We start from the raw sequence: 24777 nt of genomic DNA, 5'->3' as shown, positions 1-24777 counted from the left end.
CAAGCGCACGATGCCTGCCGCTCCGTACGGTGGCGATATGACCACCGAGAACACGACCGGCGCGACCGGCGCACACACCACCGACGGCCGCCCGCACAGCGCGACCTCACTCACCCCGTTCCTCGCGATCCCCGGAGTCAGAGAGGCGATCGACTTCTATCGAGACGTCTTCGGTGCTCGCGTCGTCGACGTCACGGAGTTCGGCGGCGTCGTCGCCCACGCCGACCTCGACTTCGGTCTCGGCCGCCTGCAGCTGGGCGAGCCGAGCCCGGACTATCACCTGGTGCCCGCGCCGTCGGGCGATGACGACTGCTACTCGATGGGACTCTACGTCTCGGACGTCGACGCCGTCGTCGAGCGAGCGGTCACCGCGGGCGCGACCGTGCGCGAAGCACCGTCGGCCTTCGTCTCGGGAGACCGCTTCGCGAGCATCCGTGACCCGTTCGGCGTGCGATGGTCGGTGATGACCCGGATCGAAGACCTATCGGATGAGGAGAGCGCGCGACGGGTGGCCGAATGGGCCGCCTCGTTCAGCGCGGCCCCGGCTGACGACGCGAGCTGAGCGCCGCTTCCGCGGCGAGGCACGCGACAGGAAGCAGCACCTCGGCCGTGCGCCGATAGCCCAGCGGACTCGGATGGAAGCGGTCCAGGCTGAACATCGCATCGGGATCATCGAAGAACATCGGGCCCACCGCTCGACGGAGATCGACGGCATGCGCTCCGCTCGCACGAGCCGTCTCAGCCTGCGCCTCGGCGAGGCGACGAGACATGCTGGAGATCAGGCGCCGCAGCGGCTGCGGCACGGGGCGCAGCGCACCGAGGTCGGGGCACGTGCCGACGACCACCTCGGTGCCGCGGCGCCGCAGGTGCAGGATGGTGTCGCTCAGGTGGTGCGTCGAGACGGCGAGCGGGAGGCGGTGGGTCACGTCGTTCCCGCCGACCACGATCACGGCCACGTGCGGTGCATACCCGTCGGGCAGACCCTCCAGCTGGGCAGCGAGGTCGGGCGACTCCGAGCCGACGACCGCGGCGGTGCGCAGGCGGACCGGTCGCCGCATGCGTCGGGCCATGCCCTTCGCGAGCCGCCCGCCCAGCGTCTCCTTGCGGCGCTCGGCACCGAGACCGGCCGCCACCGAGTCGCCCAGCACGAGAAGCTGCACGGGGTCACCGTCGAGCGCACGCCGCCAGACGCGGTCGGCATCGATCGACCGCTCGCCGAGCGGTTTGCCGATGCGCCGACGGGCGATCGCCGCCTGATGCGTGAGCACGAACCGGATGCCGACAGCGGCCGAGACCGACGCGGCACCGATCACGGCGACGGCGACGAGAAGCTGTCGACTCATGGTCTGATTCGATCCAACCGGCGTGAACGCCGAGTGAACGGCATCCGCAGTGTCCGTCTGCAGGACCGGGGCACGTCCGCAGGACGAAACCAGCGGTCTGCCCCTGCATCCCGTGCGGTCGTCCTGCAGACGGACTCCCGGACTTCGAAAGCCGGGCCCGAAGGGCGAAGGACGAGCCGAGTCTCAGGACAGGGGCTTGAGCTCCAGCTGAGACGCACCTGCGGAGACGGTCGAGAACTCCGTGTACCCGTCGGCGGCCGAGCGCTCGAGCAGCGCCTTGACGTTCTTCGTGCGCCGTTCCAGCCGCACCCTGGCACCTGTCGCAATGAGCGCGGCCTTGTGGGTCACGAGCTCCACGACCGGCACGTCTGCGTCGTGGATCAGCACCACGGCGCGCTCGGCGGCATCCGCCCCGGCCGTCACGAGGTCGACGAGTCGCTCGAAGCCGAGCGAGAACCCGACCGCGGGAACCTGCTGGCTTAGGAAGCGCCCGATCATGCCGTCGTAACGCCCTCCCCCGCCCAGCGAGTACGAGACCGAGGGGTGCGCGAGCTCGAAGATCGTGCCGGTGTAGTAGCCCATGCCACGCACGAGGAAGGGATCGAACACCAGTGGGATGTCGGTCGCCCCGCGTCCGGCGGCGACGGCCTCACCGATGCCGACCAGGTGCCCGACGATCTCATCCGGTGCATTCTCGGGCAGCGCCTTGCGGATCTGGCGCTCGCCGAACGGGTTGTACTCCATGGTCTGCGGGCGACGCAGGAACGCCTCGAAGGCGTCGACGGCGGATGCTGCGGCACCGCGCTCGCGCAATTCCGCCGCGACCCCCTCCGGGCCGATCTTGTCGAGCTTGTCGATCGTGATCAGCACGCCGGGCCGCTCGTCGGCGGTGAAGCCGAAGCTGTCGAGCATCCAGTCGAGTGCGCGCCGGTCGTTGATGCGCACGGTCGCGCCCTCGAGCCCGAGCGCGTCTACGGCATCGAGCGAGGCGACCATGAGCTCTGCCTCGGCCCGCGCGGAGTCATCGCCGATGATGTCGATGTCGCACTGCACGAACTGGCGGTAGCGGCCCTTCTGCGGGCGCTCCGCACGCCACACCGGGCCGATCTGGATGGCACGGAAGACGCCGGGCAGCTGACCGCGGTTGCTCGCGTAGAACCGCGCGAGCGGCACGGTGAGGTCGTAGCGGAGTCCGAGGTCGGCGAGTGCGCCCTGGTCGTCGGCCGCCTCCCGGATCGCCTCGGCGTCGAGACCGCGACGCAGGACGTTGTAGGCCAGCTTCTCGTTGTCGCCGCCGATGCCGGCATGCAGTCGCGAGTACTCCTCGAGCGCGGGAGTCTCGATCTCGTCGAATCCGTGCGACCGGTACCGATCGCGGATCACGGAGAGGACGCGCTCGCGGCGGGCCTTGTCGGCGGGGAGGATGTCGCGCATGCCGCGCGGCGGGTTCACAGTAGCCACGCCCCCATCTTTCCAGGTCGGCGGGGTGGCCCGTGGCGTCAGGCGCCGGATTCGGCGTCGCGGACGTCGGCTTCGAGCCCGCGGAGCCGCTCGCGCAACGCCCGCTCGGCGTCCCACCCCTCGGTTCGCGCCACAGCGACGAGCCCGAGCAGAACGTCGCCGAGCTCCGCCTCGGTCGTGGGTGCGGTCACGGCGCCGCCGCTCGGCCCTTCGACCTCCACGCCCGCCCCTGCCGCTCGTCCGACGATCTTCTGTGCGAGCGCCAGCGCCGGCATCCCTCGCGGGACACCGTCGAGCACGCTCTTCCTCGTGCGCTTCTCGGCCGCCTTCGCCGCGTTCCAGTGCACGAGCACCTCATCGGGGGTGGTCGCGACCTCCCCCGCGAACACGTGCGGGTGCCGGCGGACCATCTTCTCGGTCAGCGTGTCGGCGACGTCGTCGATGTCGAACGGGTCGTCGGGATCCTGTGCGGCGATGGCCGCATGGAACAGCACCTGCCACAGCAGGTCGCCGAGCTCTTCTCGCAGGTCGGCCCGCGTGCCGCTCTCGACGGCGTCGATGACCTCGTGCGACTCCTCGATCAGGTACGACACGAGGTCGCGGTGGGTGATCTGCTGCGACCAGACGCACCGCTCGCGCACCGCTCGCATGGTCTCGGCGGCCCCGCGCAGCGGATCGCGTTCCTGATCTCCGGTCACTGTTCCTCCTCGAAGGCTCTCAGGATGTCGCGGCGCTCAGCCGACGATAGGAGCGAGCGCGAAGCGACACGATCACCCCGGACAGCACGAGTGCGATGAGCGAGCCGACGAGCACGCCGAGGATCGCCTGGTCGCGGACGCCCGCATCCGACGCGAAGGCGAGGTTGGCGAGGAGCAGCGACACCGTGAACCCGATACCGCCGAGGGCACCGGCAGCCAGGATGTCGCCGAACGGCAGCGCGGGAGCCGAGCCCCGAGGTCGGATGCGCATCGCGATCCAGCCGAACAGGGAGATGCCGAGGATCTTGCCGACCGGGAGGGCGACCACGATGCCCCAGAATGCCGGCGACAGCTCGGAGGGTGCGAGGTCGGGAATCACCACGAACGCCGCGACGAACGCGAACACCGGCAGGATCGCCCCGTTGACCGTGGGCTCGAGGGCGTGACGGGTGCGCGCGGCGGGAACGGGCGACATCACGAGGCCCAGCATGACTCCCGCGATCGTGGCATGGATGCCGGACGCGGCGACCAGTCCCCACGCCACGACTCCGACGACGACCATCGCGGCAGCGATCGCGGGGTGCCCCTTGGCATGCAGTGCGCGGCTGAGGACCCAGAACAGCGCGACCGCGACCACGGCGAGGACGAGCAGCAGCCACTGCACGTCGTGCGCGAAGAGCACGGCGATGAAGATGATGCCGATGATGTCGTCGAGGATCGCCAGCGCCAGCAGGAACACCCGCACGGTCGAGGGCAGCCCTTTGCCGAACATCGCGAGCACACCGAGTGCGAAGGCGATGTCGGTCGCAGTGGGGATCGGCCATCCGGTGGCGGTCGCCGAGTCTCCGGCGATGAGCAGGTAGACCGCGATCGGCACCAGCACACCGCCCGCGGCGGCGATCGCCGGCTGCACGGCCTTGCGCGGCGAATCCAGCTCTCCGTGCGTGAGTTCGTGGCGCAGCTCGATCGCGACCACGAGGAAGAACACCGCGAGGAGCCCGTCGGACACCCAGTGCTCGATCGAGAGATCCAGAGAGGTGCCGGGCACCGCGATGTGGAAGTCGAGCACCGCGGCGAGCGCGTCGTGCGTGGGGAGATTCGCCAGCAGCAGACCGAGGCCGGCGGCGACGAGGAGGAGGACAGCAGGGAACTGCTGCCCGCGGAGGGGGTTCGCGGAGATTCGCATCCCCTCCATGGTAGTTCGCCGGTCGCCGCGGGCGTCTCGGATCGTCATGCGTTCCGAGCACCACCCCGACCCGGGATACTCTCGAACGGTGACCCCCGAACACGCCTTCCCCGAGCCCACCGACACCTCGGCCATCCGCATCATCGGCCGTTTCGAAGCGGGCCGTGGCATCCCGGACGCGATGCGCTCCGACGTCAGGATGCTCGGCGCCCTTCTCGGCCAGGTGCTGCGAGAAGCCGGCGGCGATGACCTCTTCGAGGACGTCGAGAAGCTGCGCCTCGCCACCATCCAGGCCTACGACGAAGAGACGTCCGACGCGTTCGAGCGTGCCGCAGCGATCGCCGGGTCCTTCAGCATCGCCCGCGCCGACGAGGTCGCTCGGGCGTTCACGTGCTACTTCCACCTGGTCAACCTCGCCGAGGAGCATCAGCGCGTGCGCGTCCTCCGCGAGCGCGCAGGTCAGCCCGGCCGTGAGGATGCCGCCGACACGGTCGCCACGGCATACGCCCGCCTGAAGACCGAGGTCGGCGATGACGAGGCCCTCCGTCGCCTGCAGGGCCTGCGCTTCCACCCCGTCTTCACCGCTCACCCGACTGAGGCCCGTCGCCGGGCGGTGTCGTCGAGCATCCGTCGCCTGTCCGAGCTGCTCACGCAGCACGACGCCGCGAGCGAGGGCGGCTCCGAGGAGCACCGCGCCCGTCGTCGGATGCTGGAGGAGATCGACACCCTCTGGCGCACCGCGCCGCTGCGCGCCGAGAAGCCGTCGCCGACCGATGAGGTCCGCACGGTCATGGGCGTGTTCGACGAGACCCTGTTCACGACGGTCCCCCACGTGTACCGCCGCATCGACGACGCACTGCGCGGTGACGACTCCGGCGCCTCCGAGCCCGTGGTCCCCGCCTTCGTGCGGATCGGTTCCTGGGTCGGTGGCGACCGCGACGGCAACCCCTTCGTCACGGCATCCGTCACTCGCGAGGCCTCTCAGATCGCCTCAGATCATGTGCTTCGCGGTCTCGAGCGCGCCCTCGAACGCATCGGCCGCACGCTCACGCTCGACGCCGAGGACACTCCGGCGAGCGCGGCCGTCTCCGCCCTGTGGGATGACTTCGCCGCCGCGGATCCGCGTAGCGCCGAGGAACTGGGCGCCCGCTCCCCCGGCGAGCCGCACCGCCGGGTGCTGCTCGCGCTCGCCCACCGCGTCGCCGCCACCCGCCGAGGCGAGGAGCAGCGATATGCCCGCCCCGAAGAGCTCCTTGCCGACCTCCGCGCCGTGCAGGCATCGCTGTCGGATGCCGGCGCGAAGCGCCATGCCTTCGGAGGCGTGCAGCACCTGATCTGGCAGGTGGAGACGTACGGCTTCCACCTCACCGAGCTCGAGGTGCGTCAGCACTCGCAGGTGCACGCGAAGGCTCTGGCGGAGCTCGCGAGCGGCGAGGCCATCAGCGCGCAGACCGAAGAGGTGCTCGAGGTCTTCCGTGCGATCGCCGAGATCCAGCGCGATCGGGGGCTCCGAGCCGCCGGCCGCTACGTGGTGTCGTTCACGCAGGCAGCCTCGGATCTCGCGAACGTGTACGCACTCGCGCGGCACGCACTCGGCGACGACGCACCGGTGCTCGACGTCGTCCCGCTGTTCGAGACCTTCGCCGACCTCCAGGCCGCTCCCGAGATCCTCGCCGAGGCGGTCACGTTCCCGGAGTTCCAGGAGAGGATGGCCGCCACCGGCAACCGCCTCGAGGTGATGCTCGGGTACTCCGACTCGTCGAAGGACGTCGGCCCCGTCGCCGCCAATCTCGCCCTGTACGAGGCGCAGGAGAAGATCGCGCTGTGGGCGCAGGAGTCGGACATCGAGCTGACGCTGTTCCACGGCCGCGGCGGTGCCCTCGGTCGCGGTGGCGGACCCGCCAACTCGGCGATCCTCGCCCAGCCGCCGCACTCGGTCGACGGTCGCTTCAAGCTCACCGAGCAGGGCGAGGTCATCTTCGCCCGCTACGGCGAGCCCGCGATCGCGATGCGCCACATCGACCAGGTCGCCGCAGCGACCCTGCTCGCGTCGTCGCCGACGGTCGAGAAGCACACCAGCGAGGCCGCAGCGCGGTTCGCGGACATCGCCTCGGTGATGGACCGCTCCTCGCGTGAGCGCTTCTTCTCGCTCGTGAAGGCCGAGGGCTTCGCGCCCTGGTTCGCCACCGTCACCCCGATGGAGGAGATCGGTCTGCTCGCGCTCGGCTCGCGCCCCGCGCGACGAGGACTCTCCGTCGAGTCGCTCGAAGACCTCCGGGCCATCCCGTGGGTGTTCGCGTGGACGCAGGCGCGCATCAACCTCGCCGGCTGGTTCGGGCTCGGAACGGCACTGGCCGCTGTGGGCGACGAGGGCCGCCTCATCGAGGCGTATCGCGAATGGCCACTGCTTCGCACCATGATCGACAACGTCGCGATGAGCCTCGCGAAGACCGACGAGCGCATCGCCCGCCAGTATCTGGCGCTGGGCGATCGCGACGACCTCGCCCAGCTCGTGCTCGACGAGATGACGCTCACCCGTGAGTGGGTGATCCGCCTCACCGGCGGTGTCGGTCTGCTCGAGAACAAGCCGATCCTGCAGCGCGCCGTGCAGCTGCGCACCCCCTACGTCGACGCTCTGTCGCTGCTGCAGCTGCGCGCCCTGCGCGCACTGCGCGACCCCGCGGAGGCGACCGGATCCGGTGCCGACGAGGAACAGCGGCGCCTGCTGCTGCTCTCCGTGAGCGGCGTCGCGGCGGGTCTGCAGAACACCGGCTGAGGCGCATCATCGTCGTCGTCGGGCGCATTCCGGTGTGAGATCCCTCACCTCGGCGTGCCCGCTAGAGTGAGGTTTCTGCCCGATCCGGCGACCTCTCACGCGACACGATCGCACGCAACATCTTCTTCCCCCGTTCAGAAAGCTCTTTCGCGTGACCTCTTCGTCTTCCGCCGACTTCCACCCGCTCGCAGAATCCGTGCAGCCCGTCTTCGACACGGTCCTCACCCGCAGCCCGCACGAGACCGAGTTCCAGCAGGCCGTGCACGAGGTGCTGAACTCGATCGCCCCGGTGCTCGCGCGCAATCCGCAGTTCGTCGACGGCGGCATCCTCGAGCGTCTGGTCGAGCCGGAGCGACAGATCCTGTTCCGTGTGCCGTGGGTCGACGACGCCGGCCGCCTTCAGGTGAACCGCGGTTACCGCATCCAGTTCTCCTCGGTGCTCGGGCCGTACAAGGGCGGGCTCCGCTTCCACCCGTCGGTCAACCTGTCGATCATCAAGTTCCTCGGCTTCGAGCAGATCTTCAAGAACGCCCTCACAGGGCAGGGCATCGGCGGCGGCAAGGGCGGCTCGGACTTCGATCCGCATGGGCGGTCGGACGGCGAGATCATGCGCTTCTGCCAGTCGTTCATGAACGAGCTCTACCGCCACCTGGGCGAGCACACCGACGTCCCCGCGGGTGACATCGGTGTCGGCGGCCGCGAGATCGGCTACCTCTTCGGCCAGTACCGCAAGATCACCAACCGCCACGAGTCCGGCATGTTCACCGGCAAGGGCACCGGCTGGGGCGGAGCCGAGGTGCGCACGGAGGCCACGGGCTACGGTGCGGTGTTCTTCGCGCAGGAGATGCTCGGCGTGCACAACGAATCGCTCGACGGCAAGCGCGTCGGCGTCTCGGGCTCGGGCAACGTCGCGATCTATGCGATCCAGAAGGCCACCCAGCTCGGCGCGACCGCCGTGACCGCATCCGACTCATCCGGCTATGTCGTCGACGACGGCGGCATCGACGTCGATCTGCTCCGCCAGATCAAGGAGGTCGAGCGCGCTCGTATCGTCGAGTACGCGAACCGTCGTCCCGGTGCGCGCTTCGTCGAAGGCGGCAGCGTCTGGGAGGTGCCCGTCGACATCGCGGTGCCCTCCGCGACGCAGAACGAGCTCGACCTCGACGCGGCCGAGGCTCTCATCGCGAACGGCGTGCGAGCGGTCTCCGAGGGCGCGAACATGCCCTGCGTACCCGCAGCCGTCGAGGCCTTCCAAGGCGCAGGGGTGCTCTTCGCTCCCGGCAAGGCCGCGAACGCCGGTGGTGTCGCGACCTCTGCTCTCGAGATGAGCCAGAACGCGTCCCGCCAGCGGTGGAGCTTCGATGCCAGCGAGAACAAGCTGCGCGAGATCATGGCGGACATCCACGCCGCCGCGTTCGACGCCGCCGAGCGCTACGACGTCGCGGGTGACTACGTCGCGGGTGCGAACATCGCGGGCTTCGAGCGCGTCGCGGGCGCGATGCTCGCGCAGGGCGTCATCTGACGCTCTGGTCACCTGCCACACACGACGGAAGAGCCGCTTCCCTCCCGGGGGCGGCTCTTCTGCATCCCGCGTTCTGCGCTCGCAGGATTCAGCTCTCGTCGACAGGTGCTTTCACGACCTTATTGAACCCGGTCACGGCCTGGTTCTCATCGAACGCGACCACCTTCTTGCGGAAGCCCTTCGTGATCACGGCGAGGTAGATGAGGCCGAGAGCGGTCCAGATGAGTCCGCCCGTGAGGGCATCGACGTGCAGGTTCACCCACAGAAGTCCCGTCAGCAGCATGCCGATACCGGGCATGACGATGTACGAGAAGATGTCGCGCGGCGTGTGGCGCCGGCCCTTGCGGATCGCGAACCACGCGATCACCGAGATGTTGACGAACGTGAAGGCGATCAGTGCGCCGTAGTTGATCCAGGCCGCGATCAGCTCGAGCGTGAACGGGATCGCCAGCAGCGAGATCGCGCCGACCAGCACGATGTTGAACGTCGGCGTGTGGGTGCGCGGATTGATGTAGCCGAACGCCTTCTGCGGAAGCACGTTGTTGCGTCCCATCACCAGCAGCATGCGCGACACCGAGGCGTGCGAGGCGAGGCCCGAGGCGAGGGTCGCGCAGAACCCGGCCGCCGTCAGGACGGCCATGAGCACGTCGCCCCCGACGAGGTTTCCGATGATCGGCAGCGTGGAGTCCTCGACATACTGCATGTCGCCGCCCGGGGCGAACTCGTTCCAGTCGGGGAAGCGGAGCTGGGTGACGTATCCCGCGATCAGGAAGATCGCGCCTCCCAGCAGCACGGTGAGGAGGATCGCCTTCGGCATGATCTTCGGGTCCTTCGCCTCCTCGGCGTACATCGTCACCGCATCGAAGCCGATGAAGGAGAAGCAGACGATCGTCGCTCCCATGAGCACCGCACTGATCGTCGCACCGTCGTGGATGAACGGGGCTGCAGACGCGATCGTCGCCGCACCTTCGCCGCGCATCAGCTGCGCGACGACCATGACCACGAACACGACCATCACGACGATCGAGAACACGAGCAGGATCATGTTCATGTTCGAGGTGCCGCGCATGGTCATGTAGATGATGCTCGTGACGAGGATGCAGTAGAGCACCACCCAGATCCAGCCGGGGATGTCGGGGAACAGCGCCTCGAGGTAGCTGCGGATGATGAGGCAGTTGACCATCGGAAGAAGCACATAGTCGATCAGAGAGGTCCAGCCGACCATGAAGCCGAGGTTCGGGTGGATGGATTCGCGGACGTACGTGTAGGCCGATCCCGCGCTCGGGATGGCGCTGGAGATCTTGCCGTAGCTGATCGCCGTGAAGACCATCACCACGAGAGCGACCAGGTACGCGGCGGGGACGACGTTGTCCGTGTCGCGAGCCACCATGCCGAACGTGTCGAACACGACGGTCGGCGTCATGTAGCCGAGTCCGAGACCGACGATCGCCCAGAGGCCGAGGTTGCGGCGCAGGGTTCCCCCACCCTGCGCGAGGGGCTTCGTCTTGATGGGCGTGGCCATGAGTACTCCTTCGGGAACAGCGCATGGGTCGGACTTCGGGCGGTCCGACACTGACGCTCAGTATGTACCCGGGAGAATCGTCAGCGGAAGAGCGGATCTGATTCGAAATACGCATTTAACATGCCGAATACTCGCGGGATTCGAAGACCTCTGCGATCACCATCCTTCGGACAGCACTCGATCCAGCATCGCGACCACATGATCGGCGCTCTCGACCGTCAGACAGAGCGGCGGCTTGATCTTCAGCACGTTCGAACGCTCTGAGGTGGTGAGCACGATCACACCGAGCTCGCGCATCCGCTCGCAGATCGCGGAGGCCTCGGCATCCGCCGGCTGCATGCTCTCACGGTCGCGCACGAGCTCGACCCCGAGATAGAGACCTTCGCCATGCACAGCGCCGACGAGCGGATGCCGGTGCGCCAGAGCCCGAAGCGACGCGGCCAGGCGGGCACCGACCTCGCGGGCATTGCGCTGCAGATCGTCCTCGACCATGGCGTCGAGCACGGCCAGCCCGACGCGGCAGCTGAGGGTGCTGCCGCCAGACGAGGAGAAGAACTGCCCCTGGCTGCTGAGGGCATCGGCGATCCGCCGCGAGGTGATCACTCCCCCGATCGGGAATCCGTTGCCCATCGGCTTCGCGATCGTGACGATGTCGGGCACGACGTGGGACTGCTCGAATCCCCAGAAGCTCGAGCCCATGCGACCGAAGCCCACCTGCACCTCGTCGGCGATGCAGACACCGCCGCGAGCGCGCACCAGATCATAGGCGCCCGCCAGATATCCGTCGGGCAGCAGCACACCGCCGGCGTTCCCGAGCACGGATTCGCACAGGAACGCCGCTACGTCGCGGCCGTCCGCAGCGAGACCGTCGAGATCCTCGGCGAGGTCGGCGAGATACCGCTCGGCCGTGTCGTCTCCGCGGTACGTCCCCCGGAAGGAGTTCGGCACATCGGCCACATGCACCCATTCGGGTCGCGTCTCAAGCGCCAGGGGGTTGTCGTAGGCGCTCGTCGTGACGGCATCGCTCGCCATGGTCCAGCCGTGATATGCCTCGCGGAGCGCCACCACGGAGCGACGGCCGGTCGCCGCATGCGCGAGACGGATGCCGAGATCCACCGCCTCCGAGCCGCTGTTGACCAGCAGCACCGTGTCGAGTCCACTCCCCTCGGGCATCAGCGCGATCAGTCGTTCGCTGTACTCTGCGAGGTCGCGGAACAGGAAGCGCGAGTTCGTCGCGAGGGTCTTCAGCTGCCGGTTCGCCGCGGCCGCGACCTTCGGATGCCCATGGCCGAGGCCGGCGACGTTGTTCACCATGTCGACGTAGCCGCGACCGGTGGTGTCGACGAGGTGATGCCGCCAGCCGCGCTCGATCTGCGGAGGGTGCTCGTAGTAGCGCTCCTGCGCGTCGGCGAAGATCCGCTCACGGCGACGCAGCTCATCGTCCGCGCCGTCGCTCTGCGCGTGTGACGCGAGCCCGAGCAGAGCGGCCGGGTCGGCGGTGAAGCGACGCCACGCGTCGACGCGGTCCGGCGTGACCAGGTGTGCGGCAGTGGGTTCGGCCGGCAGCGGCGGAGCATCCGCTCTGCGGAGTCCGATGACCAGCGTCCTGATCTCGAACGACGCCGCGAGCCGGCCGATGCTCTCGCCCTTCTCGACCCTGCCGTTGCGCGTCGGCTCGAAGTCGGGGCCTCGGAGGTCGAGTTCCCACCCGCCGTCGATCGTGATGCGCACACTGCCGTCGGTGATCTTCAGGTCGCCCTCGACAGGGGCGATCATGCGCGACGACGGCCCGGGAGCGACATGAACCTCGGTCTCGACCGGCCAGGTGGCCGCGGCATGCGGAGTGTCGATGGCCGTGCGCGTGAGGCGGTACATCCCGTAAGGAACCACGGCAGCACGCGCGCCCTGGGCATGCGCCCCGGCTATGAGCGCCGCCTCTGCATCAGGCGCCGTCCAGCGGCCGGCATCGAGTTCGTCGGACTCCACGCCCGGGTCGACCACGACGATGCGACCATCGAGCTCAGGCAGCAGCGGAGCGAGTGGGGAGATCAGGTGATCGCCGTCGGGCGGCGCTGCGTCGTCCTCCGGCACCTCGCGTTCGGGCGCCTTCTCCTCTGATCCGTCCGCCTCCGGTGTTTCGGCTCCCGGCGCGGTGACGACCGGCGCAGTGACGACCGGCCCGGGGACGCCTGGCACCTCGACGACCGGCACCTCGACGACGGGCATCTCGAAGGCGGGTGCGCCGAATCCCAGTCGGTCGAGCACGAGCTCCGTCGCCTCGGCGAGCGGTACGGCGGTCGCGGCATCGAAGATGGCCTGCTCCCCCGCGATCCGCTCTCTCGCGTACTCGTTGTCGCCGTCGATCTCGAGCTGCCTCCAGCCGCTCGCGACGAGGAGCGCCGCTCGCAGCACGACCAGCGGCCAGACGGCGAGCGCCTCGTCGCGGCTGAGCGGCGCATCTGCGTGGAATGCGGCGATCGTGTCGAGCGTGCGCAGAGGGCGCTCGGGTTCGTGGTGGAGCATCGATGAGACGCACACCGCGAGTTCGGCGACGCGCCAGCCGAGGCCGAGGTCCCCGAGATCGAGCACGACGTGCGGATGCAGTCGCGAGTCGGCGCCACGCCGACCGGTGACGTTGTCGTCGGTGAGGTCGCCGTGGATCGGCTGCACCGGCAGCCGGTCGGCCACGACCGACACTGCCGCGTGCGCGACGTCCGATGCCGTGCGCACGCGCGAGCGCAGCTCCGCGTCGGTCACCGACGGCGCCAGCATCGTGATCTGCTCGAAGGCGACCCTCATGTCCCACATCTGCTCGCGGTCGAGCCCCGGATGCTCGAGCCCGGCGAGCGCGTTCACCGACGCCGCTGCGAGCGTACCGAACTCCGCGAGCACGATCGGTGCGAGGTACCCCGCATCGACGAGGGCCTCACCGTCGGCGAACTCGCTGCGTCGAACGGCGAATCCGCGCCATCGCTGCGTGAGCGCGCCGTCCGAACCGGGCAGGACGGCGGGAACCGGCACGCCCGCCGCACGATAGGCCTCGAGAGCCTGATGCTGCGCATCGCGTGCGTCGTCGCCGAACACCGGGTTGTCGACGCGCAGGACGCTGCGCGAACCGTCGGTCTCGACGAGCACGAAGTTGCGATCCTGGTTGCTGCCGAGTTCGCTCGCCACCGCGTCGATGCCGTAGCACTCCCGAGCGATCGAGGCCGCGTCGGCCTCACTCACATCGGGTCGGACGAGCCCTGCGCCGTCGGTCACCCTCGACCCGCCGCGCGCCCGTCGACATCGAGACGCACATCGTGGGCATGACGCGCGAGCGAGCTGCCGTACCGTTCGGTCAGCTGCACCATCAGGTCAGGGGTGTCGCGGTCGACGCCGAAGACATGACCGGGGAAGTCGAGTTCAGGCTGTGCAGCCGAGATCTCCGCCTCACGGTCGGGGGAGAGCAGCTGCACGGGGTCGCCGACCGCGACCCATCCGATCGGCACGACGGTGCCGGCCGGCAGCACTGCACGTCGGTGCACGATCGCGTTGACGCGCACCTCGCAGCGGTCACCGACCAGCGCGCCGTTGAAGACGCGCGCACCGGATGCGAAGAACACCTCTTCGCCGACCGTGGCCCCCGCGATGCTCGCGAGAGTGCCGATGAGCGTGTGCGCGCCGATGTGCACCGCATTCGCGGCGGTCGCGCGGATGAGCGCGTTCTCCATCACGATGACGTGCTCGCCGAGCGTGATCGGCCCGCCCTCCGCGGTGATCACGGCGCCGTGCAGCACTTGGCAGCCGGGGCCGATCTCGACATCGCCGGAGATCACGGCGGTGGGAGCGACGACGGCGGTGTCATGTATCCGGGGCCGAGCCCCGAGGTGCTCGTACAACATGACGCCAGCGTAGTGGTGCCGGGCGCACGGCGAGAAGGCTGCTGGCGGTCTGAAGCGGGCGAAGCGGTCGCCGTCACTCGACCTTCGCCGGTTCGGGGAAGATCGCCGTGAGCAGCTGTCCGACCCACTCGAGCAGTTCCGCGTTCGGCAGCGGTTCGAGTCCGACGCCCACTGCCGCGGGGATCGTCGGCATCGGCACCACGAGGGCGTCGCCACCCGCGACCAGCTTGGCCTTCGGGTACAGACGCTGCAGACGCACCTTGATCGATTCCTCGAGATGAGCGGGCGCGATGCGCAGGTTCGACCCCATCACGACGACGTCGGCGAGCCCTGCCCTGGCCGCGCGGCGACGCAGACGGGCGACCGCGATCAGCCCCTCGACCTCGTCGGGCGGAGTGCCGTAACGGTCGGTCAGCTCGTCGATCACGAGATCGATCGCGTCGTCCTTCGCCGTCGCGGCGGACGCCGCGGAGAGCTTCTGATAGGCCTCGAGCCGCAGCCGCTCGCTGTCGATGTAGTACTCGGGGATGCGCGCATCCAGCGGGAGCTCGAGCCGCAGCTCCTGGCCGGACTCGACGTCCTCGCCGCGGAAGGTCGCGACGGCCTCGCCGATCATCCGCAGGTACAGGTCGAAGCCCACGCCGGCGATATGGCCCGCCTGCTCGCCGCCGAGCAGGTTGCCGGCGCCGCGGAGCTCGAGGTCCTTGAGCGCGACCTGCATACCCGAACCGAGGTCGTTGTTCACGGCGATCGTCTGCAGACGGTCGGCCGCGGTCTCGCTGAGCGGCTTCATCTCGTCGTACAGGAAGTAGGCGTACGCCCGCTCGCGACCACGCCCGACACGACCACGCAGCTGGTGCAGCTGGCTGAGCCCGTACTTGTCGGCACGGTCGATGATGATCGTGTTGGCGTTCGAGATGTCGAGGCCCGTCTCGATGATCGTGGTCGAGACGAGCACATCGAACTTGCGCTCCCAGAAGTCGTCGACGACCTGCTCGAGCGCGTGCTCGCCCATCTGACCGTGGGCCACCGCGATGCGCGCCTCGGGCACGAGCTCCGCGAGCTGCGCCGCGACCCGCTGGATCGACTGCACGCGGTTGTGCACGAAGAACACCTGCCCCTCACGGAGGATCTCACGCCGGATGGCCGCGGTGATCTGCTTGTCACTGCGGGGTCCGACGAACGACAGGATCGGATGCCGGTCTTCCGGTGGTGTCGCGAGCGTCGACATCTCGCGGATGCCGGTGACCGCCATCTCGAGCGTGCGCGGGATCGGCGTCGCGCTCATCGCGAGGATGTCGACGTTGGTCTTCATCTTCTTGAGGGTGTCCTTGTGCTCGACCCCGAAGCGCTGCTCCTCGTCGATGATCATCAATCCGAGGTCCTTGAACATGACCTGGTCGGTGAGGATGCGGTGCGTGCCGATCACCATGTCGACCGTGCCGTCGAGCAAGCCGTCGAGCGTCAGACGCGCCTCCTTGTCGGTCTGGAAGCGCGACAGCGGGCGCACCTTCACGGGGAACCCGGCGAAACGCTCGGTGAAGGTCTCGAGGTGCTGCTTCACGAGCAGCGTCGTCGGCACGAGCATCGCGACCTGCTTGCCGTCCTGGATCGCCTTGAACGCCGCACGCACGGCGACCTCGGTCTTTCCGAAGCCGACGTCACCCGAGAGCAGACGGTCCATCGGGATCGGACGCTCCATGTCGGCCTTGATCTCGTCGATCGTCTGGAGCTGATCGGGAGTCTCGGCGAACGGGAACGCCTCTTCGAGCTCGCGCTGCCACGGGGTGTCCTGCCCGAACGCGTGCCCCTTCGCGGTCATGCGCGCCGAGTAGAGCTTGACCAGCTCGACGGCGATGTCGCGTACGGCCTTGCGGGCCTTGCCCTTGGCCTGCGACCAATCGCTGCCGCCCATCTTCGAGAGGGTCGGCCCCTCGCCGCCGACGTACTTCGAGAGCAGATCGAGCTGATCGGTGGGCACGAAGAGCTTGTCCCCCGGGTATCCGCGCTTCGACGGTGCGTATTCGAGCACCAGGTAGTCGCGCACGGACTTGGTCGCGTTGCGGCCCCCGGTCGAGACCTCGCGCTGCGTCATCTCGACGAACCGGCCGATGCCGTGCGTGTTGTGCACGACGAAGTCGCCCTGCTTGAGCTGCAGCGGGTCGACGACGTTCTTGCGGCGGGAGGCGAGCTTCTTGACGACGCGCTGGTCGCCGCCGATCGTGCGGCCGTAGAACTCGTTGTCGGTAAGGACGGCGAGCTTCGCCTCGGGGATCTGGAACCCGGCCTCGACGGATCCGGTGACGAGTGTCGCGACGCCGGTGTCTGGCGCATCGACGAGCTCGCCCACGATGCGGGCGGCGATGCCCCGGTCGGAGAGAACGTCGCGCGCGCGATCGACGAGACCGGCGCCCGCCGCGATGACGACGACGCGCCACCCGTCGGCGACCTTCGCATCGACGAACGAGATCGCGCCGTCGACGTTGCCGTGGAACGACGGGATGACCGAGGCGTCGATCGTCTCGGCATCCTCTCCGCCCATCGAGAACGGACTCAGTCGCCACCACACGCCTCCGCGGTCGCGCACCACCTCGCGCAGCTCGGCGATCGTCAGGAAGTCGCCGGCGCCGAGATCGATCGGTGCGGAGGCCCCAGAGGTGGCCGCGCTCCAGGCCGCGTCGAGGAACTCGCGGTTCGTCTCGCCGAGGGTGATCGCGCGCGCGCTGGATCGCTCGGGGTCGACGACGGCCGTCGCGCTGCCTTCCGGAAGGTACTCGGCGAGCGACTTGAGAGGACCAGAGACGGCCGGAAGCAGGGACTCCATGCCCTCGACGGGGATGCCCTCCGCCATCTTCTCGAGCATTCCGGCGATGGCCGGGAACCCGCCGATCAGCGCTCGGGCCCGGTCTCGCACATCGGGGGTCAGCAGCAGCTCGCGGCTCGGCGGAAGGTCGACCCCGTCGACGTCGCCGGGAAGGGAACGCTGATCGGCGACCGAGAACGCGCGGATCTGATCGACCTCGTCGCCGAAGAACTCGACACGGAACGGATGCTCGGAGATCGCGGGGAAGACGTCGAGAATTCCGCCGCGCACCGCGAACTCACCCCGTCGCGACACCATGTCGACGCGGGAGTAGGCGCGCTCGACGAGCTGTTCGACGACGTGATCGAGTTCGTGACCGCGGCTTCCTGCGCGCAGCTCGAGCGGCGCGATCTCACCGAGATTGCCCGCGATCGGCTGCAGCGCGGCCCGCACGGACGCGACGACGACGAGCGGATGATCACCCGACCACTCGGCGATGCGGCGGAGGGTCTGGAGTCTCTGTCCGACGGTGTCGGGGCTCGGGCTGAGCCGTTCGTGGGGAAGAGTCTCCCAGGCCGGGAAGGTCACGACCTCGGCGTCGGGTATGTAGGCGTTCAGCGCCGCGGCCAGACTCTCGGCACGTCGACCGGTCGGCACCACGGTGAGAAGTGCCGGCGGCTGCCCGGCCGCTCGCCGCTTCGCCAGCAGCCCGGCGAGCGCCGGGGCATCGAGTCCGTCGACCAGGCCGAGATCGGCATCGGTCTGGGCCCACGTCAGGGCGTCACGAAAAAGAGATGCCTCTTCCAAGGCGCGCAGAATCCCCGGCACAGTCACCGGACAAGCCTAGCCGCGGCCACCGACACGGGCTCCCGGGTCTCGGGCAGGCACTTCACCGCCCATAGGATGCACGGATGGAACCGGTCACTCTCACCACCGAGCGTCTCGTCCTGCACGTGCCCGACGAGACTGACATCGACGCGATCACCGCGGCCTGTCAGGACCCCGAGATACCCCGGTGGACCACCGTGCCGAGCCCGTACACGCGTGAGCACGGCGAAGGATACGTGCGCCTGATCGGCGAGTGGTGGGCCGATGGCAGCCAGACGATCTGGTGCGCCTATCGCGACGGCGAGCTGGTCGCCTCGATCGGGCTGCATCACATCACGGAGCACCACACCGGCGGGTACGCCGAGATCGGCTACTGGGTCGCTGCCCCCGCACGCGGCAACGGCTACCTCGTCGAGGCGGCTCGCGCCGTCGTGGACTGGGGATTCACCGAACTGGGGCTCGCCCGGATCGGTTGGCGCGCGGTCGCGGGCAACGTGCCCTCCGCCAGGGCGGCCCGTGCGCTCGGATTCCGGTACGAAGGGCTGGCGCGCCAAGCCCTCACCAGCGAGCGCGGTCGCGACGACGGCTGGTTCGGCGGACTTCTCGCATCAGACGACCGCACCCCTGTGGAGTGGCCCATCCTCTAGTCCGGTGTCAGTCGTCGATGGCAGGATGAGCCCATGCCTGAGATGCCGGAAGTCCAGGGCCTGACCACGTTCCTGACCGAGCGCGCCGTGGGGCGCACGATCGTCCGCACGGCCGTGGGCGCGATCGCCGCACTGAAGACCTACGATCCGCCCAACACCGCGCTGCACGGCGCCGAGATCACCGCCGCGTCGAGGCAGGGCAAGTTCATCGTGCTCTCTTGCGGCGCCGACCTGCATCTCGTGTTCCATCTGGCCAAGGCCGGGTGGCTGCGCTGGTACGAGACTCTGCCGACGACTCTGATCAAGCCGGGCAAGTCGCCTATCGCGCTGCGGGTAGCGCTCGACGACGAGAGCGGTTTCGACCTCACCGAGGCCGGTACGAAGAAGTCTCTGGCCGTCTACGTGGTGCGCGATCCGCAGGAGGTTCCGGGAATAGCGAGGCTCGGCCCCGATCCGCTCGAATCGACCTTCACGCGAGAGGTATTCGGCGATCTGCTCCATGGGCGGCGCACTCAGATCAAGGGTCTGCTGCGCGATCAGAGCGTCATCGCCGGGATCGGCAACGCCTACTCCGACGAGATCCTGCACGCGGCCCGCATGTCGCCCTACGCGATCGCCGACAAGCTCGGCGACGACGAGGTCGACCGGCTGTTCGCGGCGATGCAGACGACGCTGACGGATGCCGTCGCCGAGGCGTCGGGCAAACCTCCGGCCGATCTGAAGGATGCGAAGCGACGGGGCATGCAGGTGCACGCGCGCCGGGGTGAGCCCTGCCCCGTCTGCGGCGACACCGTGCGGAGCGTCTTCTTCGCCGACCGCTCTCTCGAGTACTGCCCGACGTGTCAGACCGGCGGAAAGCCACTCGCCGACCGCCGCCTGTCACGGCTGCTGAAGTAGCACTTCGACGCGGAATGAAATGTCCTCAGACGCGTTGAGTACACTCAGAGCATCAACGTGCTCCGGGGTCGGTGAGAATCCGAACCGGCGGTGACAGTCCGCGAGCGTCTCGGATCTCCGAGGTGCCGATCCGGTGGAATTCCGGGACCGACGGTGGTGCGAGGCCCAGCCTCGCTAGTCCGGAAGGGAGGCAGCACGGTGCGCCGCCGTGCGCGCGTTCTGCCTGCGTCTCCCCTCGAGGAGATCCCCTGGAGCCTCAGAGAGGACCACGGATGGCAGTGAACGAGACGGAACGCCGGGCGATGACCCGTGCGCTCGAGCTCGCGACCCTCGGCCCGCGCGGCGTCAACCCGCAGGTCGGTGCCGTCATCCTCGCCCCCGACGGGACGCTCCTCGCCGAAGGATGGCACCACGGTGCCGGAACCCCGCACGCCGAGGTCGACGCGCTCTCGAAGCTCGCGCCGGAGGCAGCGCGAGGGGCCACCGCGATCGTCACCCTCGAGCCCTGCAACCACACGGGGCGCACCGGCCCCTGCGCGGTCGCGCTCATCGAGGCGGGCGTGGCCCGTGTCGTCTACGCCCTCGACGACCCCGGTGCGGTGTCAGGTGGTGGCGCCGACCGCCTCCGGGCCGCGGGAGTGAGCGTCGACTCGGGTGAGCAGGCCGACGTCGCCCAGGGGATCATCGACGGCTGGCTCACCGCACAGCGTCTCGGCCGGCCGCAGGTGACGGTGAAGTGGGCGCAGTCGCTCGACGGTCGCGCCGCGGCATCCGACGGCTCCAGCCAGTGGATCACCGGTCCCGAGGCGCGCGCCGACGTGCACCGACGCCGTGCGGCGGCCGATGCGATCGCCGTCGGCACCGGCACCGTGCTCTCCGACGACCCCTCCCTGACGGCGCGCGACGGCGACGCGCTGTACGAGACGCAGCCGGTCCCGGTCGTGATCGGCTCGCGACCCACCCCCGACGCGGCCGCGATCCGTCGGCATCCGCAAACCCCGCTCTTCTACGACACGCACGATCTGCATACCGTGCTCGCGGATCTGCACGAGCGCGGCATCCAGAGCGTGTTCGTCGAAGGCGGCCCCACTCTCGCGAGCGCGTTCATCGCTCAGGGCCTCGCCGACAGGGTGCTCGCCTACATCGCGCCGGTGCTGATCGGCGGCGACCGGCTCGCGCTGACCGACATCGGCGTCGCCACGATCGACACCGCCCGCCGTCTCACGGTCGAGGAGTGGGTGCCTCTCGGCGCCGACCTGCTCGCGATCGCCACCCCCGCACTCGACCTCGAAGAAGGAGTCGCCTGATGTTCACCGGAATCATCGAGGAGATCGGCGAGATCACCGCGATCTCGCCCTCAGGAGACGGGTGGCGACTGACCGTGCGCGCACCGAAAGCCGCCTCCGACGCGATCCATGGCGAGTCGATCGCCGTCTCGGGGGTCTGCCTGACGGTCGTGGGTTCGACGTCCGACACCTTCGACGCCGATGTGATGAAGCAGACGCTCGATGTCGCCGCCCTCGGCGGAGCGTCCGTCGGGACGCGCGTGAACATCGAGAAGGCGATGCCGGTCGGCGCACGCCTCGGCGGCCACATCGTGCAGGGGCACGTCGACGGCGTCGGCAGTGTCGTCGACGTGCGGCCGGGCGAGCAGTGGAGCGTGCTGCGCGTCTCGCTTCCTGACGATCTCGCCCCGCTCGTGGTCGACAAGGGCTCGATCTCGGTCGACGGCACATCCCTCACCGTCAGCGCTGTGAGCGCGGCGGATGCGGCGAGCCACTGGTTCGAGATCTCTCTGATCCCCGAGACACTCGCCGCCACCACCCTCGGGTCGCGCTCCGTCGGCGACCGTGTGAACCTGGAGACCGACATCCTCGCCCGTCACGTCGAACGCCTGCTGGCATTCAGGGCAGCACCGGAAGGAGGCTCACGATGAGCCTTTCCACCATCCCCGAGGCCCTCGAGGCCCTCCGCGCCGGGCGTCCCGTGCTCGTCGCGGACGATGAGAACCGCGAGAACGAGGGCGATGTCGTGCTCTCAGCCGAGCTCGCGACCCCCGAATGGGTCGCCTGGACCGTCCGCTGGTCGTCCGGGTTCATCTGCGCGCCGATGCCCGCCGACCTCGCAGACAACCTGAACCTGCAGCCGATGGTCGCCGCCTCCGAAGACGCGCGCTCGACGGCGTACACGGTCAGCGTCGACGCGGCCGAGGGCGTCACCACCGGCATCAGTGCGCACGACCGCGCGCACACGTTGAACGTCCTGGCGAACCCTGCGTCGACGGCCACCAGCATCATCCGACCCGGACACGTCCTCCCCCTCCGTGCGGTCGACGGCGGAGTCCGCGAACGCAGCGGCCACACCGAGGCTGCCGTCGATCTGATGAAGCTCGCAGGGCTCCGCCCGGTCGGCGCGATCGCCGAGGTCGTCGCCGAGGACGGCAGCATGATGCGTCTGCCGGGTCTCATCGAGCTCGGCGCACGCGACGGGGTGCCGGTCATCACGATCGAGCAGCTCATCGCACACCTCAACGAGATCGACCCCACCGGCTGGTCGCCCGAACGCGCCAGCAGACGCGTGAGTCTGCGCGCGGACGCGACCGTGCCCACCACGCACGGCACGTTCCGCTTCCTCGCTTACAAAGACAGGGTCACCGGCACCGACCACATCGCCGTCGTCTCGGGCGAGCCCGGCGAGACCGCTCTCGTGCGGGTGCACTCGGAGTGCTTGACGGGCGAGGCCTTCGGTTCGCTGAAGTGCGAGTGCGGCCCTCAACTGGATGCGGCTCTCGACGCGATCGAGCAGGACGGCGGCATCGTCATCTACATGCGCGGCCACGAGGGTCGGGGCATCGGTCTCATCAACAAGCTCCGGGCTTACAGCCTGCAGGAGGAGGGCCTCGACACGGTCGACGCCAACCTCGCACTAGGGCTTCCTGCGGATGCCCGCGACTACGCGGCGGCTGCCGGCATCCTCGCCGACCTCGGGGTCTCGAAGGTGCGTCTGCTGACGAACAACACCGACAAGGTGAACCAGCTGCGCAGTCTCGGCCTCGACGTCGTCGAGCAGGTTCCGCTGATCGTCGGAGTCGGCCCCAACAACCACCAGTACCTCGAGACCAAGCGTGACCGGATGGGTCACATCATCGGTGAGGCGGAGCTCGCAGAGGCTCTCGCCGACGGAAAGAAGGATCACTCATGAGCGGCGCAGGAGCACCCCAGACCGAGAAGATCGACGGACGCGGCCTCGATGTCGTCATCGTCGCAGGCACCTGGCACGAGACCATCTCGAACGGCCTGATCGCCGGCGCCGAGCGCGTGCTGAACGAGGCCGGGGCCACGCACCGCCTGGTCCGCGTGCCCGGATCGTTCGAACTCGCGCTCGCGGCGCAGGCTGCCTTCGCCGGCGGCGCCGACGCGGTGATCGCACTCGGCGTGATCATCCGCGGCGGCACTCCGCACTTCGAGTACGTCTCGGCGGCCACGACCGATGGGCTGACGCGGGTGGCGCTCGACGCGGGCAAGCCGGTCGGGTTCGGCGTCCTCACCCTCGATGACGAGAAGCAGGGCCTCGACCGCGCAGGGCTCGAGGGCTCGAAGGAAGACAAGGGTGCGGAGGCCGCGGATGCTGCGCTGCGCACCGCCCTCGTCACGCGCGCGCTGCGCGGCTGAGGTCAGCCTGCCCTTGGTGGCGGCCCCTCGCCACGCGCTCGTACGGTGAGGGTATGGAGACCCTGCGCCACATCGTCCTGTTCGTGCACCTCATCGGCTTCGCCGTGCTGTTCGGCGCCTGGGCGGTGCAGGCCTTCGGCGGAAGGCGCGAGTTCACTCGGCTGATGAGCATCGGCATGACGATCGCCGCGGTCGCAGGTCTCGCCCTCGCCGCTCCGTGGGGTCTGCCCGACGGCGTCGAGATGAACTACGCCAAGATCGGCACGAAGCTCGTGGTGCTGCTCGCGATCGGCGCGCTTCTCGGCATCGGCACCTCGAAACAGCGCAAGTCCGGATCCGTGCCCGTCGCGATGTTCTGGCTGGTCGGCATCCTGACCGCCCTCAACTCGGCGATCGCCGTGATCTGGCGCTGACACCTCGCACAACGTCACTCACGCAGCGGCACGACGACGTCGCCACCCGCCTCTTCGGTCAGTCGCTCCCCCATCTGCACGAATGTCGGCTGCGCGATGAAACCACCGGCGAACAGGGCCTGACCCTGTGTGAACCCCTGCGCTCTGCGGATGTCGTCTTCGCCGACGAAGCCGAACACCTCGGCCAGCTCGGCGATGTCGCGCGGAGCGTTGACGCGCATCAGGCCGAGGTTGTCGCACTGCGAGAGGACATTCGGGTGGATCTTGGTCGGTCGCTGGGTCGAGAGGAACAGCCAGAGGCCGAACTTGCGGCCCTCTGCTGCTATCTGCACGAGCTGCTCGGTGAGCGCTCGCTCGACGGCGGTGCGCGGTTCGGGTGAGCACAGGTTGTGCGCCTCGTCGATCACGATCAGGAGCGGACGGCGGCTCTCGCGCTGCGCCCAGAGCGCCTCGAGCACGGCCAGGGCTGCGACCTTCGGCTCAGCCGGATGATCGAATCCTCCGAGGTCGAGCACCGTCGCCCTCGGACGCCCGTCGATCACGTCGACGACCGAGTGCGCTCCCCGGGACCAGAGATCCCACTCGAGCACCTGCAGATTCTCCATCCGGTTGGCGAGACGGACTCGGGCGGGGTCGCCGGAGGCCCGGAACTCCTGCAGCATCCTGTCGGTGTCGAACTCCGTCGCGCTCACGGACCAGTGCAGCAGAACGTTGTACTCCTCGGCATCCGCGATCGGATCGATCTGCAGCACAGCTGCCTTCGCGGCCGGTGACAGATCGAGGTATCGCACGTGCAGCCGCTCCCCGTCCTGATGCCCCGATCGGAACACGCGGATGTCGGCCTGGGCTATCCGATCCGAATGTTCGACGGGCGCGCCCTCGCGTGTCTCGGCCAGCCTGACGAAGTCCGCATTCGGGTCGAGGATCAGCATCGGCAGCTCGGTGTGCAGCAGAAGCTGTTCGAGTACGACGCCGAGCGCATAGGTCTTGCCGCTGCCGCTCTGCCCGCACCAGAACGTGTGTCGGTTGAAGCGGCGTGCGTCCAGGTGCACGGGCTCAGTGGGTTCGGCGGTCAGAGAGCCGATGGTCAGGTCGCTCATGCCGTTACGGTAGCGCTTCGCACGAG

Annotated in this window: 19 protein-coding genes; 10 read left to right on the top strand and 9 right to left on the bottom strand. The window is 68.9% G+C overall.

Annotation, left to right across the window (positions count from 1 at the left end; all coding sequences use genetic code 11):
* Positions 1-37: 37 nt before the first annotated feature.
* On the top strand, positions 38-562 hold the full coding sequence (locus ASF63_RS01295) for a VOC family protein (RefSeq protein WP_056510114.1): 525 nt from the start codon (positions 38-40) through the stop codon (positions 560-562).
* On the opposite strand, the gene ASF63_RS01290 is transcribed toward ASF63_RS01295, so the two are convergent.
* The 4 genes from ASF63_RS01290 to nhaA all read right to left on the bottom strand — a co-directional run bounded on the left by ASF63_RS01290 (position 531) and on the right by nhaA (position 4688).
* Positions 531-1343: an SGNH/GDSL hydrolase family protein gene (locus ASF63_RS01290; RefSeq protein ID WP_056508637.1), complete on the bottom strand. Its 813-nt coding sequence runs from the start codon at positions 1341-1343 to the stop codon at positions 531-533. The two genes, ASF63_RS01295 and ASF63_RS01290, sit on opposite strands and share 32 nt — an antisense overlap.
* A 183-nt stretch (positions 1344-1526) precedes the next feature.
* Complete coding sequence (locus tag ASF63_RS01285; protein WP_056510112.1) at positions 1527-2777, bottom strand: histidine--tRNA ligase; 1251 nt, start codon at positions 2775-2777, stop codon at positions 1527-1529.
* Between the two features lie 65 nt (positions 2778-2842).
* Positions 2843-3454, bottom strand: a complete 612-nt coding sequence (locus ASF63_RS01280) for a MazG family protein (protein ID WP_056510110.1) — start codon at positions 3452-3454, stop codon at positions 2843-2845.
* 67 nt (positions 3455-3521) lie between these two features.
* Positions 3522-4688 carry a Na+/H+ antiporter NhaA gene (nhaA, locus tag ASF63_RS01275; RefSeq protein ID WP_056508636.1) on the bottom strand — a complete coding sequence of 389 codons (1167 nt, stop codon included), beginning with the start codon at positions 4686-4688 and terminating at the stop codon, positions 3522-3524.
* Between the two features lie 88 nt (positions 4689-4776).
* On the opposite strand from nhaA, the gene ASF63_RS01270 reads away from it, so the two are divergent.
* Positions 4777-7464: a phosphoenolpyruvate carboxylase gene (locus tag ASF63_RS01270; protein ID WP_056510108.1), complete on the top strand. Its 2688-nt coding sequence runs from the start codon at positions 4777-4779 to the stop codon at positions 7462-7464.
* Between the two features lie 151 nt (positions 7465-7615).
* Positions 7616-8986, top strand: coding sequence for an NADP-specific glutamate dehydrogenase (gene gdhA / locus ASF63_RS01265; RefSeq protein WP_056508635.1), 1371 nt, complete (start codon positions 7616-7618; stop codon positions 8984-8986).
* Positions 8987-9074: 88 nt separating this feature from the next.
* On the opposite strand, the gene ASF63_RS01260 is transcribed toward gdhA, so the two are convergent.
* From ASF63_RS01260 to mfd, 4 genes are all read right to left on the bottom strand, one after another.
* A complete protein-coding gene (locus ASF63_RS01260) occupies positions 9075-10508 on the bottom strand; it encodes an APC family permease (RefSeq protein WP_082477772.1) in 1434 nt (477 codons plus the stop codon).
* Positions 10509-10664: 156 nt separating this feature from the next.
* Positions 10665-13769 carry an aminotransferase gene (locus ASF63_RS01255; protein WP_056508633.1) on the bottom strand — a complete coding sequence of 1035 codons (3105 nt, stop codon included), beginning with the start codon at positions 13767-13769 and terminating at the stop codon, positions 10665-10667.
* On the bottom strand, positions 13766-14392 hold the full coding sequence (locus ASF63_RS01250; protein WP_056508630.1) for a gamma carbonic anhydrase family protein: 627 nt from the start codon (positions 14390-14392) through the stop codon (positions 13766-13768). Before ASF63_RS01250 ends, ASF63_RS01255 begins: the two co-directional genes overlap by 4 nt.
* Positions 14393-14465: 73 nt before the next feature.
* A complete protein-coding gene (gene mfd / locus ASF63_RS01245) occupies positions 14466-18029 on the bottom strand; it encodes a transcription-repair coupling factor (protein WP_056508629.1) in 3564 nt (1187 codons plus the stop codon).
* A 77-nt stretch (positions 18030-18106) separates the two neighbouring features.
* On the opposite strand from mfd, the gene ASF63_RS01240 reads away from it, so the two are divergent.
* The 7 genes from ASF63_RS01240 to ASF63_RS01210 all read left to right on the top strand — a co-directional run bounded on the left by ASF63_RS01240 (position 18107) and on the right by ASF63_RS01210 (position 23651).
* Positions 18107-18670 (top strand): GNAT family N-acetyltransferase, encoded by a 564-nt coding sequence (locus tag ASF63_RS01240; RefSeq protein ID WP_056508627.1) that lies wholly within the window; start codon positions 18107-18109, stop codon positions 18668-18670.
* Positions 18671-18703: 33 nt separating this feature from the next.
* The gene (locus ASF63_RS01235; RefSeq protein WP_056508625.1) at positions 18704-19567 is read left to right on the top strand and encodes an Fpg/Nei family DNA glycosylase; all 864 of its coding nucleotides are present in this window, start codon (positions 18704-18706) and stop codon (positions 19565-19567) included.
* A gap of 272 nt (positions 19568-19839) precedes the next feature.
* The gene (ribD, locus tag ASF63_RS01230) at positions 19840-20874 is read left to right on the top strand and encodes a bifunctional diaminohydroxyphosphoribosylaminopyrimidine deaminase/5-amino-6-(5-phosphoribosylamino)uracil reductase RibD (protein WP_056508623.1); all 1035 of its coding nucleotides are present in this window, start codon (positions 19840-19842) and stop codon (positions 20872-20874) included.
* On the top strand, positions 20874-21503 hold the full coding sequence (locus ASF63_RS01225; RefSeq protein WP_056508621.1) for a riboflavin synthase: 630 nt from the start codon (positions 20874-20876) through the stop codon (positions 21501-21503). The genes ribD and ASF63_RS01225 overlap by 1 nt, the downstream gene beginning before the upstream one ends.
* Positions 21500-22768, top strand: coding sequence for a bifunctional 3,4-dihydroxy-2-butanone-4-phosphate synthase/GTP cyclohydrolase II (locus ASF63_RS01220; RefSeq protein WP_056508619.1), 1269 nt, complete (start codon positions 21500-21502; stop codon positions 22766-22768). The genes ASF63_RS01225 and ASF63_RS01220 overlap by 4 nt, the downstream gene beginning before the upstream one ends.
* The gene (gene ribH / locus ASF63_RS01215) at positions 22765-23238 is read left to right on the top strand and encodes a 6,7-dimethyl-8-ribityllumazine synthase (protein WP_056277883.1); all 474 of its coding nucleotides are present in this window, start codon (positions 22765-22767) and stop codon (positions 23236-23238) included. Before ASF63_RS01220 ends, ribH begins: the two co-directional genes overlap by 4 nt.
* A 53-nt stretch (positions 23239-23291) precedes the next feature.
* Entirely contained in the window at positions 23292-23651 is a 360-nt protein-coding gene (locus ASF63_RS01210; RefSeq protein ID WP_056508617.1) for a hypothetical protein, read from the top strand.
* A 14-nt stretch (positions 23652-23665) separates the two neighbouring features.
* Here ASF63_RS01210 and ASF63_RS01205 read toward each other — a convergent pair whose 3' ends face one another.
* A complete protein-coding gene (locus ASF63_RS01205) occupies positions 23666-24751 on the bottom strand; it encodes an ATP-binding protein (protein ID WP_056508615.1) in 1086 nt (361 codons plus the stop codon).
* Positions 24752-24777 lie beyond the last annotated feature (26 nt).

Source organism: Microbacterium sp. Leaf320, from assembly GCF_001423485.1.
Taxonomy (GTDB): Bacteria; Actinomycetota; Actinomycetes; order Actinomycetales; family Microbacteriaceae; genus Microbacterium.
The sequence above is the reverse complement of the archived record's forward strand: the minus strand, read 5'-3'. Positions and strand labels throughout refer to the sequence as shown.

What these genes read in the sequence shown, in the direction of transcription:
- ASF63_RS01295 (WP_056510114.1), top strand. Translation starts at nt 38, where the DNA reads ATGACCACCGAGAACACGACCGGCGCGACCGGCGCACACACCACCGAC.
- ASF63_RS01290 (WP_056508637.1), bottom strand. Translation starts at nt 1,343, where the DNA reads ATGAGTCGACAGCTTCTCGTCGCCGTCGCCGTGATCGGTGCCGCGTCG.
- ASF63_RS01285 (WP_056510112.1), bottom strand. Translation starts at nt 2,777, where the DNA reads ATGCGCGACATCCTCCCCGCCGACAAGGCCCGCCGCGAGCGCGTCCTC.
- ASF63_RS01280 (WP_056510110.1), bottom strand. Translation starts at nt 3,454, where the DNA reads ATGCGAGCGGTGCGCGAGCGGTGCGTCTGGTCGCAGCAGATCACCCAC.
- nhaA (WP_056508636.1), bottom strand. Translation starts at nt 4,688, where the DNA reads ATGCGAATCTCCGCGAACCCCCTCCGCGGGCAGCAGTTCCCTGCTGTC.
- ASF63_RS01260 (WP_082477772.1), bottom strand. Translation starts at nt 10,508, where the DNA reads ATGGCCACGCCCATCAAGACGAAGCCCCTCGCGCAGGGTGGGGGAACC.
- ASF63_RS01250 (WP_056508630.1), bottom strand. Translation starts at nt 14,392, where the DNA reads ATGTTGTACGAGCACCTCGGGGCTCGGCCCCGGATACATGACACCGCC.
- ASF63_RS01240 (WP_056508627.1), top strand. Translation starts at nt 18,107, where the DNA reads ATGGAACCGGTCACTCTCACCACCGAGCGTCTCGTCCTGCACGTGCCC.
- ASF63_RS01235 (WP_056508625.1), top strand. Translation starts at nt 18,704, where the DNA reads ATGCCTGAGATGCCGGAAGTCCAGGGCCTGACCACGTTCCTGACCGAG.
- ribD (WP_056508623.1), top strand. Translation starts at nt 19,840, where the DNA reads ATGGCAGTGAACGAGACGGAACGCCGGGCGATGACCCGTGCGCTCGAG.
- ASF63_RS01225 (WP_056508621.1), top strand. Translation starts at nt 20,874, where the DNA reads ATGTTCACCGGAATCATCGAGGAGATCGGCGAGATCACCGCGATCTCG.
- ASF63_RS01220 (WP_056508619.1), top strand. Translation starts at nt 21,500, where the DNA reads ATGAGCCTTTCCACCATCCCCGAGGCCCTCGAGGCCCTCCGCGCCGGG.
- ribH (WP_056277883.1), top strand. Translation starts at nt 22,765, where the DNA reads ATGAGCGGCGCAGGAGCACCCCAGACCGAGAAGATCGACGGACGCGGC.
- ASF63_RS01210 (WP_056508617.1), top strand. Translation starts at nt 23,292, where the DNA reads ATGGAGACCCTGCGCCACATCGTCCTGTTCGTGCACCTCATCGGCTTC.
- ASF63_RS01205 (WP_056508615.1), bottom strand. Translation starts at nt 24,751, where the DNA reads ATGAGCGACCTGACCATCGGCTCTCTGACCGCCGAACCCACTGAGCCC.